Below are 14,114 nucleotides of genomic sequence, written 5' to 3'. Positions count from 1 at the left end.
ATGCCCATGGAATTTTCAGCCAGCGTCGTACCCCGACTGTGCGACGGAGCTGCGGAGCAATCGACCATGCCCCGCCGCAGTCCCCTCACGGGTGGCGCCAGAAGGCGAAGGACTGAAAGCGGCGCCCCGTCCACCAGGCATTGCGCGACACCGCGGCGCGCACGCCGCGACGGCCGGCCATCGACTCGAGCGGCCGCAGCACTTCGCCATCCGCGCGGCGCAAGGCCTCGGCGCCCGGCTGCTCCGGCACGACCAGCGAGACCTGTCCGGCCTGGTCGATGTCACGATGGCGCGCCACGATCACGCAGACCTCGCCCGCATTTGCCGCCGCCTGCAGCAGCGTTGGATCGAGTTCGCGCACCCAGCCGAAGGCGGGGCCGTGGTCGTCGAGCCAGTCGTGGAGCGCATTGATGCCGATCTCGTGCACGGTCTGGCCAAGGACGGGATCGACCGCATCGCCCAGCGTCAGGCGGCGCAGCGCGGTATCGGTCCACCACACGTGCGGCAGATAGACACCGGCCAGGTCGGCGCAGTCGGCAACATAGGCCAAGGCCACACCTCTGCCATCAAGCGGCCGATAGCGGCGATGCACCGGGTTGGTGACATCGAGCCAGTCCAGGATAGCCTGCAGTTCGGCAGCACGCGCCGCAGATGCCCGCGCACGGCGCGCGGGCCGGTCGGCCTCGGCGAGCGGATGGATGCGCCCCTCCGGGCGAGCCCGGCTGGCGGCCGAGAACTCGTCGTGCAGCACCGCGGGCGGCAAGGCGGGAAGCGCCGCCCCGCCCGACATCGCGGCACGTGCGCGGCCGCGGGCGCGCGGCTGCGGCGCGAGTGCGGCAAGATACTGCTCGGCCACCACGCCCTCGCGCATCGTTCCGCCGAGCATCACGCGGACCCGCAGCCAGCCCGCGGCCGACGCCGGCCCGCGCACCTCGACCTCGGTTCCCTGGGCAAGCGAGGCCAGCAAGGTCGCTGGCGACACGCGCGGCGCGGAACGCAGGTTGAGCTGCAGCGGCACGACGCGGTGGGTGGGGGCAAACGGCACCGAGGCCGGGGCGACCGAGCCAGCCAGCCCCAGCTCGCGCAGGGCGTGGCGGCCTTTCTCTAGCAGTTCGCGGCGGTCGGCAAAGCCGTTTAGGCCGCCGTTGATGCGGCGCGTGATCGCCTTCAGGTCATCGATGTCGGCCAGGTCGTTGAGGGCGTTGCGCTCCCAGAAGAACACCGCCGACTGCACGGCCAGTTCGCTTCCCACGCGGTCGGGCTCGGCCACCACGTCCTGTCCGCACCAGCGTGCCAGGGCGCGGTAGTTGTCCTTGCCAGTAAGCTGGATCAGACCCCGGCCGCGGTAGCGGAAGCCGTCCCCGCTGGCTTCGGGCCCGTTGCCCATGCGCCCGCAATACACGCGGTTGCCGATCCGCTCGGGCTTGCGCGCATAGGCCTCGGCCTCGGCACGCGCGGGGAAATAGCGCGGAAAGACCTTCAGCAGACCGTCTGCCGAGTAGTTCAGGTTCTCCTCGGTCAGGCGCAGGCAGCCCGACTCGTGCAGCGTCTGGGCCAGGAAATGAACGACGCGCGGCGCCGTGTCGATGGCATGCCGGGCCATCTCCGCATTGAGCGCCTCGACATAGCGATCGGCATTTGGACCGGTCGCCCCCATGCGGGTCAGCACCTCGCGTGTGATCAACATGCTGCGTCTCCCGAAAAGCGCGCCCCCGCGGCCGTCGGCGCACTTTCACTAAAGCCCAGGCGCGCACGCTATTCAAGACGTGGCGCAGCCCATCGGAATGTCACCTCTACCCTGCGGTCACGCCGCGACCTTCCGCAGCGGCAACTTGCGTATCCCGATCGGTTTCGATTAGTCTGCGCCCGCATTCGATCCGGGTGCCTTGTCATGCAACCGCATGACAGGGTGAAACGGGAAGTCCGGTGACGTCGTCCGCCCCGCGCGTACGACCAGTCCGGCGCAGCCCCCGCTGCTGTAAGCCTGACGACTCCGCCACACGCCACTGAGCCTTGCGCTCGGGAAGGTCGGCGGACGAGGAAGAAGGCAAGCCAGAAGACCGGCCCGATCGAGTTTGGTTGATGTGAGCCCCGGGGTGAGGGTTCGATCCGACTGGTTTTCCGCCGGCTGCCCGCGTGCGCCGGAAGCTCCAGCCGATTCGTATTGCATGCGTCCGCACGTTCTTGGCGAGGCCAGGGTGCGCGCACGTACGCACACTCCGCCTGCGTGGCTCCCATCGTTGATTCAAAGCACTCGTGGGGAGTCATCATGCATATCGAACCGGGCATCCTTTCCGGCGCCAAGATCGCCGCCGCCAACCTCGCCGCCATCGGCCTTGTCGCCGCCCAGGCACCGCAAGTGGTCAAGCGGCCACAGCTCATCCTGCGCACACTGCTCGCGGCGCTGTTCTTCTCGGTCTTCATGCAGAGCTTCCACCTGCCTGCCGGCGCGTCGGAACTGCACTTCATCGGCGCGATGCCGATCTATCTGGCGCTGGGCTTCGTGCCCACGCTGCTCGGCTTCGGCCTCGGCCTGCTGCTGCAGGGCGTAATCTTCGAGCCGGCCGACCTGCTGCATCTGGGCGTCAATTTCCTGTCGCTGGCCATGCCATTGCTTGCGCTGCATCTCGGCCTGGGCCGCAAGCTCGCCGCGGGTGCGGCGACCGAGATCAGGTCGGTGCTCAAGCTCGACGCCGCCTACTACGCCGGCGTTGCAGCGATGGTCGGCTTCTGGCTGTCGATGGGCGAGGTCGCCACACCCTTCGCCGAATGGATGACCTTTGCCGCGGCCTACCTGCCGGTGGTGCTGATCGAGCCGGTGCTGACGGTGGCCGTGGTCAGGCTGCTGCAGTCGCAGGCGCATCGCCCGCTGGTCCAGCTCTGCTTCGCCGTCCCGGCGCGCGGCTGATGGCCGGAATACCCGGCACGGTCTGGTTCGTCGGCGCAGGACCCGGCGACCCGGACCTGATCACCGTGAAGGGCCGCAGCCTGCTCGAGCAGGCCGGAGCGATCCTGTTCGCCGGTTCGCTGGTCGACCGCACGGCCACGCAGTACGCGCCGGCCGACTGCGAGATCCGCGACTCCAGGGACATGACGCTCGAGGCCATGAGCGCCTGGCTGCTCGACGCCTGCGCCCGCCATCACACCGTGGTGCGCCTGCAGACCGGCGACCCCGGCCTGTATGGCGCGCTGGTCGAGATGACCCGCCCGCTGGACGCGGCCGGCATCACCTGGCAGGTCGTGCCGGGGGTGTCCTCGGCGATGGCCTCGGCCGCCGCAGCCGGTGAGACCCTGACCCTGCCGGAAGTGACGCAGACCGTAATTCTCACCCGCGTCGCCGGGCGCACGCCGATGCCGCCGGACGAGGATCTGGCGGCGCTCGCCGCGCACCGCACGACGCTGTGCATCTTCCTGTCGATCACGCTGCTGCACGAGGTGCAGCGCGCGCTGCGCGCCGCCGGCTGGCCGGAAGAGGCGCCCATCGTGGTGGTGCAGAAGGCGAGCTGGCCGGGCGCGGAGAAGATCGTCCGCGGCACGCTGGCCGACATCAAGCGCCGCTGCCAGGACGAGAAGATCGCCAGCCAGGCCATGATCATCGCCAGCCCCGCGCTCGGCGCCCGCCACTGGCCCGACATCGCCCGCTCCAAGCTCTACGACCCGGGCTTCGGCCACCGCTTCCGCAAGGCCTCCGCGCCTGCCACCGAAGCCGGCCTGCCCACCGGAGAATCCGCATGAACGACACCGCCATCCTCCTCGTCGGCCACGGCTCGCGCAATCGCGAGGGCAACAAGGAGATCCTGCATTTCGCCGCCCAGTGGCGCGACCGCCACCCTGGCTGGCGCATCGAGACCTGCTTCATCGAGCACGCCGAGGTCTTGCTCGACGAGGGCCTCGACCGTGCCGCGCTCGGAGCACGGCACGTCGTCACCATTCCCTTCATCCTCAACGCCGCCGGCCACGTCAAGATGGAGCTGCCGGCCGCCATCGAGCGCGCGCGCCAGCGCCACCCCGGCGTCGCCTTCGCCTGCGCCCGCCACCTCGGCATGGGGCGCGAGATCTTCACCGTGCTCAAGGGCCAGCTCGACCGCCTGCTGAAGCAGCTCGACATGCCCGACCCGCGCACCACCGGCGTGGTGCTGCTCGGCCGCGGCTCGTCGGACGCGGGCGCCAACGGCGAGCTGGCCAAGATGGCACGCTGGCTGTTCGAGGACGGCGACCACGAGCTGGTCGACCTCGCCTTCACCGGCGTCACCTGGCCGCGACTCGAAACCGTCGTCCAGCGCCAGGCGCGGCTGGGCATGACGCAGATCTGCGTCGTGCCGGTGTACCTCTTCACCGGGGTGCTGATGGAGCGCATCAAGGCCCAGGTCGCACGCCTGCAGCGCCAGTACCCGCAGATCGCCTTCGCCCTCGGCACGCACTTCGGGTTCGACAAGGGCATCTTCGATCTGCTCGACGCCAAGGTCGGCGGCCAGGAACTGCCCGAGGGCGCGCTGCTGGAGTGCGACGGCTGCAAGTACCGCCTTGCCGCCGAGGCCGAGCATCTGCATGACCACAGCCATACACACGTCCATCACACGGACCACGACCATGGCCATCACCACGGTTCCGTCCATGGCCACGCCCATGAACATGCTCACGCCTGAGGCCGGCGCCGCGATGAACACCAACACCGTCACCGAACAGCTCACCGCCGCCGGCCGCGCGATCGAGCACGACTCCTTCGCCATCATCGACGCGGAGGTCGGCGCCCACGCCTACGGCGCCGGGGAGTGGCCGGTCGTGCGCCGCATGATCCACGCCAACGCCGACTTCGACTTCAACGGCCTCACCGCTTTCCACACGGACGCAGTGGAAGCCGGCCTGGCCGCCATCCTCGGTGGCGGCACGCAGATCGTCGCCGACGTCGAGATGATCTGCGTCGGCCTGTCGGCCTCTCGTCTCGCGCACTTCGGCATGCGCACCCATCAGTTCATCTCCGACACCGACGTCATCGAACGCGCCCGCGCCGAGGACACCACGCGCGCGGTACAGGCGATGCGCAAGGCCCACCGCCTCGGCCTGCTCGACGGCGCCATCGTCGGCATCGGCAACGCACCCACAGCGCTGATCGAGCTGGTGCGGCTGATCCGCGACGAAGGCGTGCGCCCGGCCCTTGTCGTCGGCATGCCGGTCGGCTTCGTGTCGGCGGCCGAATCCAAGGACCTGATGGCAGAGCTCGACGAAGTGCCCTGGATCGTCATCCGTGGCCGCAAGGGAGGCTCGACCCTGGTAGTGGCGGCAATCCACGCCCTCTTGGGGCTGGCCGAGGCCCGCCAGTTGCAGGCCCTGCAGGGCTGAGAACCGGCCATGGCGGCAGGACACGCATTGCCGGATAAGGTGCGCAAGGGCGATGCCAAGCGTGACCGCGGCAACCGCACCGGCTTCTCGACCGGCGCCAACTCGGCCGCCGCCGCCGCCGCGGCCACACTCGGCCTGGTGCAGGGCGAGGTGCCGGACGCGGTGGAGTGCGTCCTGCCCAACATGATGCGCGTGCGCTTTGCAGTCACCGACGGCCATGTCGACGGCGATCATGCCCGTGCGGTGTCGGTCAAGGACGCCGGCGACGACCCGGACGCCACCCATGGCGCCCATCTCACCGCCGACGTGTGCCGCATCCCCGGCGGAGGAGGTTCAGTGATCCTGAAGGGCGGCCCCGGCGTAGGCGTCGTCACCAGGCCCGGCCTTGGGCTGGACGTTGGGGGCCCGGCGATCAACCCGGTACCAAGGCGAAACATCGTCGACAACGTACGCGCGGCAGGCGCCCCCATCCTCGAGGCCGGCGACAGCCTGGAGGTGACCATCTCGGTACCGGGCGGCGAGGAGATGGCGAAGAAGACCCTCAACGCCCGCCTCGGCATCCTCGGCGGCATCAGCATCCTCGGCACCACCGGCATCGTCCGCCCGTATTCGACCGCCGCCTTCCGCGCCAGCGTGATCCAGGCCATCGATGTCGCCGCCAACCAGGGCCAGACCAGCGTCGTGTTCACCACCGGCGGCCGCACCGAGAAATGTGCGATGCGCGAATTTCCGCAACTGGACGAAGCCTGCTTCGTGCAGATGGGCGACTTCGTCAAGGCCGCCTTCACCACCGCGGTCAAACAGGGCATGCAGCACATCATCGTCGGCGCGATGGTCGGCAAGCTCACCAAGATCGCCCAGGGCCTGTCGGTCACGCACGCCTGGCGCGAGGAAGTGGACCGCGAGCTGATCGCCGCCGCCGCCGCCGAGGTCGGTGCGCCGCCCGATCTCGTGGCCGAGATCCGCGCAGCCGAGACCGCCCGCTTCGCCGCCGAACGCCTGGCCGGACTCGGCCTGGCCGCGGCCTTCCACCGCGCGCTGGCCGCGCGCGCCATTCGCAGCCTGCGCCAGCGCTACCCCGGCCCGCACCGGCTCACGGTGCTGGCCTGCAACTTCGAGGGCGTGCCGATCGTGACCGTGAACGAGGCCGACCTGACGGAGCCCACGCATGCCTGAACCTACCGCTCCTGTCTGCAGCATCGTCGGCGTCCTCGACGACGGCTGGGACGGCCTTGGCGCCACGGCGCGCCAGCGCATCGACACCGCTGCCTGCGTCATCGGCGCCGAACGCACGCTGGAACTGATCGCGCCACATGCGCCGGCCGCCCGCCTGCTGAACATGGACGGCGCGCTGAGCCGTGTGCCGGGCTGGATCGAGGAGGTCGCCGGGCAGGGCGGCCACGCCGTGGTGCTCGCCACCGGCGACCCTTTGTGCCACGGCATCGCCGGCTTCCTGATCGGCAAGCTCGACGCCACGCGGGTCGCGGTACTGCCCGCGCCGTCGACACTGCAGCTCGCCTTCGCCCGCCTGAAGAAGCCGTGGCAGGAGGCCCGCTTCGCCTCCTGCCACGGCGCCGATGCCGGCGAATGGCAGGCCGATCCGCTGCAGCCCGGTCCGACGCCGGAACACGGCCTGTACCGATTGATCCGCACTGTCACTGAGCATCCGCTGGTCGCCGCCTTCACCAGCCCGGCCAACAGCCCCGACCGCATCGCCCGCGCCTTGCTGGCGGCCGGCTATGGCGAGCCAGGCAGCGACGAGGACCTGCGCCTGTCGGTGGTCGCCCGCCTGTGCCTGGACGACGAGGCCATCTTCGAGGGACTGAGCCTGCACGAGGCCGCCACCCGGCGTTTTCCGGAGCCCAACATCCTCGTGATCGAACGCTCGCGCTCCCCCGAGCGACGAGACGGGGCGGCAGTGGGCAGGGAGACGGCGACTGCAGCCGACGTCGCGCTCCGCGCCCTGCCCGCGGATACGCCCCTGTTCGGCCTCGACGATCTCGACTACGTGCAGCGCAGCCCCGAGAAGGGCCTGATCACCAAGGTGGAGGCACGCGCGGTGTCGCTCGCCAAGCTGGCGCTGCGTGCCGACAGCCGGGTGTGGGACATCGGCGCCGGTTCCGGTTCGGTCGGCCTCGAAGCAAGCCGCATCGCCCGCCATGGCCACGTGTGGGCGATCGAGAAGAATGCGGGCGATGCCGCCAATGCGCGCGCCAACGCCTGTCGCCTGCGCGCGAGCAACTACAGCCTTCACGAAGGCAAGGCCCCGGCCGGGCTCGACGCCTGGCCCGACCCCGACGCGGTCTTCATTGGCGGCTCGGGCGGCGAACTGGGCGAACTGATCGCCCTGGCGCTTCGCCGGCTCAGAGCCGGCGGCCGGCTGGTGATGAACTTCGTCACCCTCGAGAACCTCGCCACTGCCACGTCCGCACTGGCCGCAAGCGGTGCTGCCTGGGACGTGACCATGCTGTCGGCCGCGCGCAGCCAACCCATCCTCGACATGCACCGGCTCGCTGCGCAGAACCCGGTGTGGATCGTCACCGCCCGCAAGGAAACCGCATGAACGCGCCCACTTTGACCCCCCGTCGTTTCGGCCGCCTGATCGGCGTCTCGCTCGGCCCCGGCGACCCCGACCTCATCACCCGCCGGGGCTGGGCCGCGCTGCAGTCCGGCGCACGCTGGGCCTATCCGGTCAAGCGCGCCGAGGAGTCCTCCTACGCACTGGACATCGCCCGCCGTGGCGGGCTGGCGGTTCCGGACGACGCCGTCGAGCTGGTGTTCCCGATGACACGCGACGCGATCACGCTCGCCAAAGCCTGGGCACGAGCCGCCGCGCAGACGTTGCAGCTGCTGGCCGAAGGCCGCGACCTCGCCTTCCTGGTCGAAGGCGACGCCTCCACCTACTCCACCTTCCGCCACCTGGCGCGCGCCGTACGCGAGCTGGCACCCGAGGTCGAGGTCGACACCATCCCCGGCGTCAGCTCCTTCGCTGCCGCTGCGGCCGTGGCCGACCTCGCGCTGGCCGAAGAGGACGAAACGATGGCGGTGATCCCCGCCGCCTACGGCACCGCCGTCATCGACCACCTGCTCGACGAGTTCGACACCGTGGTGCTGATGAAGGTGAAGCCGCTGCTCGACGAGGTGCTCGACCTGCTCGCACGCCGCGGCCTGCTCGCCAGCAGCTGCTTCGTCGAGAAGGTGGGTGCGCCCAAACAGCGCGTCGTGCATGACGTGGCCAGCCTGCGCGGCGAAAAGGTCAATTACCTGTCGCTGCTGCTGGTGCAGAACCCCAAGCGCCAGCGCGGCGAGCTGCGCCGCGGCTGCCGCAAGCGCGCCGAACAACAGGCTGTAACGGCCGTTTCCTGAGGTCCCTCCCGATGTCTCCACAGACGACCCAACACCTGCCCTTTCCCAACACCCGCATCGCCGTGGTGTCGATCACTCGCCACGGCATCGCGCTGGCCGGCCGCGTCATCGCGGCGCTGCCCGGTGCCACGCTGTTCGCGCCGCAGAAGTTCGGCATCGAGGCCGAAGCCGCCGCCCCCGGCGCGTTCGCCTGTTACGAAGGCAAGGTCGGCGACCAGGTGCCGGCGCTGTTCGCCGGCTTCGACGGCATCGTCGCCATCGTGTCGCTGGGCGCGGTGGTGCGTCTGGTCGCGCCCCACCTGAAGAACAAGGAGACCGACCCCGGCGTGGTGGTGCTCGACGAAGCGGGGCGCTGGGCGATCCCGGTGCTGTCCGGCCACCTCGGCGGCGCCAACGCCATCGCCGGCGTGCTGCAACAGGCAGTAGGCGCCACCCCGGTGCTGACCACCGCATCGGACGCACGCGAGACGCTGGCGGTCGACCTGCTGGGGCGCGAGCTGGGCTGGATCTTCGAGGCCAGCCACGACGAGATCGTGCGCGCCAGCGCCGCAGTAGTGAACGACGAGCCGGTCGCGCTGGTGCAGGAAGCCGGCAGCACCGACTGGTGGTCGCGCCATGCCAACGGCCGCAGCGGCCCGCTGCCGGCCAACATCCAGCGCTTCGAACGGCTGGAAGACGTCGATCCCGAGCGTTTCGGCGCGGTGCTGTGGATCAGCCACCGCCCCTTGCCCGCAAGCTACGCCGGACGCCTCACCGGCAAGCGGGTGATCTACCGTCCCTCCGCGCCGGAGGCGGCGTGAGCGCGGACGGGGGTGCCGGCCGGGCTCTTCAGAGGCTCGCGCTCGGCCTCGGCTGCGACCGCGGCACACCGGCCGCGACCATCGCGCAGGCCATCGACACGGCCCTCGCCAGCATCGGCGCATCGCGCCGCGATGTCGTCACCGTGGCCAGCATCACGCTCAAGGCCGACGAAGCCGGCCTGCTCGAGGCCGTCGCCGCGGCGGGCTGGACGCCACGCTTCTTTCCGCCGCAGCTGCTGGCCGCGGTCGCCGTGCCCAACCCGTCGGAAACGGTGCGCAAATACACCGGCACACCCTCGGTGGCCGAAGCCGCCGCACTGCTTGCCGCCGGAACCGATCTCGCCACCGACCCCGGCGCCCTGCGCGTCGAAAAACACCGGCTGCGCGGCTCCGATGGCCGCAACGCCACCGTCTCCATCGCAAGGATGCCCGCATGAACGCGCCCGACCCCCTCCGCCCCGCCGCTTCCGGCGGCAAGATCATGCTCGTCGGCCTCGGCCCCGGGGCCCACGCGCACCTCACGGCGCGCGCGCGCGCCGCGATCGCCGAAGCCGACACCGTGATCGGCTACGTCACCTACATCCGCCTGGTCGCCGACCTGCTCGAAGGCAAGGAGGTCATCAGGAAGTCGATGACCGAGGAACTGGACCGCGCCATCGAGGCGCTCGAACGCGCGCGCCAGGGCCGCAAGGTCGCGCTGGTGTCCTCGGGCGACGCCGGTGTCTACGGCATGGCCGGTCCCACCTTCGAGGTGCTGTTCCAGGCCGGGTGGACGCCGGACTCGGGCATCGAGGTCGAGATCGTCCCCGGCGCCTCGGCGCTCAACACCTGCGCCGCGTTGGTCGGCGCGCCGCTGACGCACGATTTCTGTGCGATCTCGCTGTCGGACCTGCTCACGCCGTGGCCGACCATCGCCCGCCGCCTGGATGCCGTCGCCTACGCGGATTTCGTCGTCGCCCTCTACAACCCCAAGAGCGGCCGCCGCACCCGCCAGATCGTCGAGGCCCAGCGCCTGTTCCTGCGCCACCGCCGCCCCGACACCCCGGTCGCCATCGTCAAATCGGCCTACCGGCCGAAGCAGCGCATCGAATTCACTACGCTGGCACGCATGGCCGAGGCCGATATCGGCATGCTGACCACCGTGCTGATAGGCAACTCCAACACCTTCGTGCGCGACGGCCTGATGGTGACGCCACGCGGCTACAGCAACAAGTACGAGGTCGCCGCAGGCGAACGCGCCACTCGCGACGGGGAACGGGCGGGCCGCTCGCTGTCGACCGGTCTGGAAGGGTGGCTGCAGGCGATTCGCGCCAGCGGCGTCGATGCAGCGCAACTCGCCGCCGAGTACCGCTTGCCGCAGGACTACATCGCCACCTTGCTGGCGGAACCGGCGGACGAGGCGACAGGCGCAGCCGAAGCACCGCCCGAAGCTGCGGTGTAAGCGCCGTGGCTCAGATCAGCCCGCCGCTGCGCAGCAGCATCACGCCCAGACTCGTCGTCAGCAGCGAGCCGAGGGTCGTCAGCGCGATGATGTTGGCCGCCAGCGCGGCGTTGCCGCCCATCGCGCGCACCATGACGTAGCCGGCCGCGGCCGAGGGCGAGGAGGCCATCAGCATCAGGATGCCGAGCTCGATGCCGCGGAAGCCGAGCGCGACGGCGCCCGTTGTCAGCACCAGCGGCACGAGCACCAGCTTGCCGACCGTCGCCAGCGCGGTGCTGGCGATCTCCGAGCGCAGGCTGCGGAAGTTCAGCGACGCGCCGGTGCACAGCAGCGCCAGCGGCAGCGTCATGTCGGCGACGTATTGCGCCGACTGCAGGGCCAGCGCCGGCAGGCGGATCTCCAGCGCCGACACCGGCAGCGCCAGCAGGATGCCGATGATGAGCGGATTGGTCGCGATGCCGCGCGCGATGCGGCCGGCGCCCTGGCTGCGATGCAGCGAACGGCTGAGGGTGATGACACCGAGGATGTTGACCAGGATCGTCACCAGTCCGAGGTAGAGCGAAGCTGCCGCCAGACCCGCATCGCCGTAGGCATTGACGCAGTAGGCCAGGCCGATGACGCCGAAATTGGAGCGGAAGGCGCCCTGCACCACCACGCCGCGGTCGCGCTCGGGCTGGACGATGTACTTCGCCACCCACTCCAGGGCGAGGTAGATCGCCAGCGTCGCCAGCAGGCCGTAGGCGATCATGCCGGCGTTGGCCGACTCCGCGATGCGCGTGCGCGCGATGCTGATGAAGAGCAAGGTGGGCAGGGCGATGGTGAACACCAGCTTCGAGCCGCCCTCGATGAAACCGTCGGTGAGCATGCCGGTACGGCACAGCAGCACGCCGAGGCCGAGCAGCACGAAGATCGGTCCGGTGACCGAGAAGGAGAAACCCAGGATGGAGAGGAAATCGGTCATCGGCGCGCGTCAGGGTCGCAACAGGAACAGCAGCCCTGACAGCGTGAACACCGACAGCACGGTCGACAGGAACAAAGCCGAGGCGACGGTGGACTGGCAGATGTTGTAGCGCTGGGCGAACAGGTAGGGCGTGATCCCCGCCGGCAGCGCGGCGAGCAGCACGCCGGTCATCACCCACAGCGCCGGCACGTCGAACACCTGGGTCGCGAGCAGCCACACCAGCAGCGGATGCACGAGCGTCTTCAGCGCCACCAGCACCGCCGGCTCGCGCAGGTTGCCGCCCAGGCTGTAGCGCGTCAGCGAAGCCCCGAGCGCGAACAGCGCGCAGGGCGTGGCCGCGCTGCCCAGGCCCTTGGCCACGGCGTCGAGCGGGCCGGGCAGGGCGACACCGGTCAGCGCGAAAGCCAGCCCGCAGGACAGGCCCCAGATGATCGGCGTGCCGAGCACGCCTTTTGCCAGGTTCAGCAGGGTCGCCGCGGTCGATTGCGTGCCGCCGCGCGCAGCCTCGATCAGCGCCGTGGTGGGCGGCAGCATCAACAGGCTGTGGCACGCGATCATGACGAACAGCGGCAGGGCCGCGGACGGGCCGTAGGCGGTCATCACCAGCGGAATGCCGAGCATGCCGGTATTGGAGAAGCCCGCACCGATGCCAAGCACCGCCTGCTCGTCAGTGCGGCGCGCAAACAGCATCCGCCCCGCCACCATCGCGAGACCGAAGACGGCGAACGCGCCGATGTAGTACGACAGCAGGTAGCCCCACGGCATCGCATCGGGCAGTTCGGCCTGCGCGATGGCGCGGAACAGCATCAGCGGCAGCGCGAAGTTGAACACGAACAGCGACAGGCCGCGGTTGGCCGCCTCGTCGAACACGCCGAAGCGCGCCGCGGCGTAGCCGAGGCCGAGCGTGCCGAAGACCGGCAGGATGATGCCGAAAATGATGTCCACGAATGCCCTTCAGTTTCGAGGGCCGATCATCCCATCGGGGGCCGACGACTGGTAGTGGTAGTAATGCGCATTACGCGGTCTCACTGGCGTGTCAGGCCTGACAAGGCACCGATACGCAGGCTCGCGGCGACATTGCGCGCGGTGAGCTCGAGATTGAGCGCGGCGTCCCGCAGGGCGTCGTCCAGCGTACACGGCGTGCTCAGCACGCTGAACACCGCATCGATGCCGTGTTCGTGCACCACGCCGACCTCGGCACCGAGCGAACCGGCAATGCCGATCACCGGCTTGCCGTGGCGCTTGGCCACGCGAGCGACACCGACCGGCGTCTTGCCTTGGATGGTCTGGAAATCGATGCGGCCTTCGCCGGTGATGACGAGGTCGGCATCGCGGACATGGGCGTCGAGCCCAACCGCGGCAGTGACGATCTCGATGCCGGGCTTCAGCGTGGCGCCGAAGAAGGCGAGCATCGCCGCACCCATGCCGCCCGCCGCACCGGCGCCGGGCACCTGCTCGACGGCAACGCCCAGATCGCGCTGAATGATGAGGGCGAGATGCGCCAGATTGGCGTCGAGCGTCTGCACCATGTCCGGCGTCGCCCCTTTCTGCGGACCGAACACTGCCGAAGCGCCGCGCGGGCCGGTGAGCGGGTTATCCACATCGCAGGCCACCTCGATGCGGCACTCGGCCAGGCGCGGGTCAAGCGCGGACAGGTCGATACGCGCCAGCGCCGCCAGCGCACCACCCCCCGGAGGCAGTTCCTGCACGTCAGCATCCAGCAGGCGGGCGCCGAGCGCCTGCACCATGCCGGCGCCGCCGTCGTTGGTTGCGCTACCGCCGATGCCGAGGATGAAGCGGCGCGCGCCGGCGTCGAGCGCGCTGCGGATCAGCTCGCCAGTGCCACGCGAGGTGGTGACGAGCGGATTGCGCCGGACCGGCGGTACCAGCGCCAGGCCGCTGGCCGCGGCCATCTCGATCACCGCCGTTTCGCCATCGCCGGTTAGGCCGTAGAAGGCCTGAACCGGCTCGCCCAGCGGACCGGTCACCGCAACCTCCAGCCTGCGCCCGCGGGTGGCGGCAATCATGGCCTCGACCGTGCCCTCACCGCCATCGGCCACCGGCACCAGCACGTAGTGGGCCTCCGGAAACACCACACGGAAGCCCGCCTCGACCGCTTGCGCGACCTCCAGCGCCGACAGGCTTTCCTTGTATGAATCGGGGGCGATCACGATCTTCATTGCAACGAGCTCCGGACAGGACAACA

At 70.0% G+C, this 14,114-nt stretch carries 14 protein-coding genes and 1 riboswitch; of the genes, 10 read left to right on the top strand and 4 right to left on the bottom strand.

All coding sequences use genetic code 11. The annotated features are described in order from the left end of the window. Positions 1–85 precede the first annotated feature (85 nt). Positions 86–1,687 carry a glycoside hydrolase family 19 protein gene (locus tag CGK74_RS05035; protein ID WP_094267361.1) on the bottom strand — a complete coding sequence of 534 codons (1,602 nt, stop codon included), beginning with the start codon at positions 1,685–1,687 and terminating at the stop codon, positions 86–88. A gap of 174 nt (positions 1,688–1,861) precedes the next feature. Further along, a riboswitch (cobalamin riboswitch) is annotated at positions 1,862–2,083 on the top strand. A gap of 186 nt (positions 2,084–2,269) precedes the next feature. Between CGK74_RS05035 and CGK74_RS05030 the strand changes: the two genes are divergently transcribed. From CGK74_RS05030 to cobJ, 10 genes are read left to right on the top strand one after another with little or no spacing between them, the layout of a single operon-like run. Further along, the gene (locus tag CGK74_RS05030) at positions 2,270–2,908 is read left to right on the top strand and encodes an energy-coupling factor ABC transporter permease (protein ID WP_094267360.1); all 639 of its coding nucleotides are present in this window, start codon (positions 2,270–2,272) and stop codon (positions 2,906–2,908) included. Further along, positions 2,908–3,735, top strand: coding sequence for a precorrin-4 C(11)-methyltransferase (cobM, locus tag CGK74_RS05025; protein ID WP_094267359.1), 828 nt, complete (start codon positions 2,908–2,910; stop codon positions 3,733–3,735). Before CGK74_RS05030 ends, cobM begins: the two co-directional genes overlap by 1 nt. Next, positions 3,732–4,646, top strand: a complete 915-nt coding sequence (locus CGK74_RS05020) for a sirohydrochlorin chelatase (protein WP_094267358.1) — start codon at positions 3,732–3,734, stop codon at positions 4,644–4,646. The genes cobM and CGK74_RS05020 overlap by 4 nt, the downstream gene beginning before the upstream one ends. A gap of 13 nt (positions 4,647–4,659) precedes the next feature. Next, positions 4,660–5,340: a precorrin-8X methylmutase gene (locus tag CGK74_RS05015; protein ID WP_038012063.1), complete on the top strand. Its 681-nt coding sequence runs from the start codon at positions 4,660–4,662 to the stop codon at positions 5,338–5,340. A 9-nt stretch (positions 5,341–5,349) separates the two neighbouring features. After that, positions 5,350–6,516 carry a cobalt-precorrin-5B (C(1))-methyltransferase gene (locus CGK74_RS05010; RefSeq protein WP_094267357.1) on the top strand — a complete coding sequence of 389 codons (1,167 nt, stop codon included), beginning with the start codon at positions 5,350–5,352 and terminating at the stop codon, positions 6,514–6,516. Next, positions 6,509–7,903: a precorrin-6y C5,15-methyltransferase (decarboxylating) subunit CbiE gene (gene cbiE / locus CGK74_RS05005; RefSeq protein WP_094267356.1), complete on the top strand. Its 1,395-nt coding sequence runs from the start codon at positions 6,509–6,511 to the stop codon at positions 7,901–7,903. The genes CGK74_RS05010 and cbiE overlap by 8 nt, the downstream gene beginning before the upstream one ends. Beyond that, complete coding sequence (gene cobI, locus CGK74_RS05000; protein WP_004263382.1) at positions 7,900–8,706, top strand: precorrin-2 C(20)-methyltransferase; 807 nt, start codon at positions 7,900–7,902, stop codon at positions 8,704–8,706. Before cbiE ends, cobI begins: the two co-directional genes overlap by 4 nt. A gap of 11 nt (positions 8,707–8,717) precedes the next feature. After that, positions 8,718–9,506 carry a cobalamin biosynthesis central domain-containing protein gene (locus CGK74_RS04995; RefSeq protein ID WP_004263387.1) on the top strand — a complete coding sequence of 263 codons (789 nt, stop codon included), beginning with the start codon at positions 8,718–8,720 and terminating at the stop codon, positions 9,504–9,506. Next, entirely contained in the window at positions 9,503–9,943 is a 441-nt protein-coding gene (locus CGK74_RS04990) for a cobalamin biosynthesis protein (RefSeq protein WP_004263391.1), read from the top strand. Before CGK74_RS04995 ends, CGK74_RS04990 begins: the two co-directional genes overlap by 4 nt. Continuing rightward, a complete protein-coding gene (gene cobJ / locus CGK74_RS04985; RefSeq protein WP_094267355.1) occupies positions 9,940–10,947 on the top strand; it encodes a precorrin-3B C(17)-methyltransferase in 1,008 nt (335 codons plus the stop codon). Before CGK74_RS04990 ends, cobJ begins: the two co-directional genes overlap by 4 nt. Before the next feature lie 10 nt (positions 10,948–10,957). On the opposite strand, the gene CGK74_RS04980 is transcribed toward cobJ, so the two are convergent. From CGK74_RS04980 to CGK74_RS04970, 3 genes are all read right to left on the bottom strand, one after another. After that, positions 10,958–11,908 carry an AEC family transporter gene (locus CGK74_RS04980; protein WP_094267354.1) on the bottom strand — a complete coding sequence of 317 codons (951 nt, stop codon included), beginning with the start codon at positions 11,906–11,908 and terminating at the stop codon, positions 10,958–10,960. Positions 11,909–11,917: 9 nt separating this feature from the next. Further along, on the bottom strand, positions 11,918–12,853 hold the full coding sequence (locus CGK74_RS04975; RefSeq protein WP_094267353.1) for an AEC family transporter: 936 nt from the start codon (positions 12,851–12,853) through the stop codon (positions 11,918–11,920). A gap of 80 nt (positions 12,854–12,933) precedes the next feature. Beyond that, a complete protein-coding gene (locus CGK74_RS04970; RefSeq protein ID WP_094267352.1) occupies positions 12,934–14,088 on the bottom strand; it encodes a glycerate kinase in 1,155 nt (384 codons plus the stop codon). Positions 14,089–14,114 lie beyond the last annotated feature (26 nt).

This window comes from Thauera propionica, assembly GCF_002245655.1.
GTDB classification, from domain to species: Bacteria; Pseudomonadota; Gammaproteobacteria; order Burkholderiales; family Rhodocyclaceae; genus Thauera; species Thauera propionica.
The sequence above is the reverse complement of the archived record's forward strand: the minus strand, read 5'-3'. Positions and strand labels throughout refer to the sequence as shown.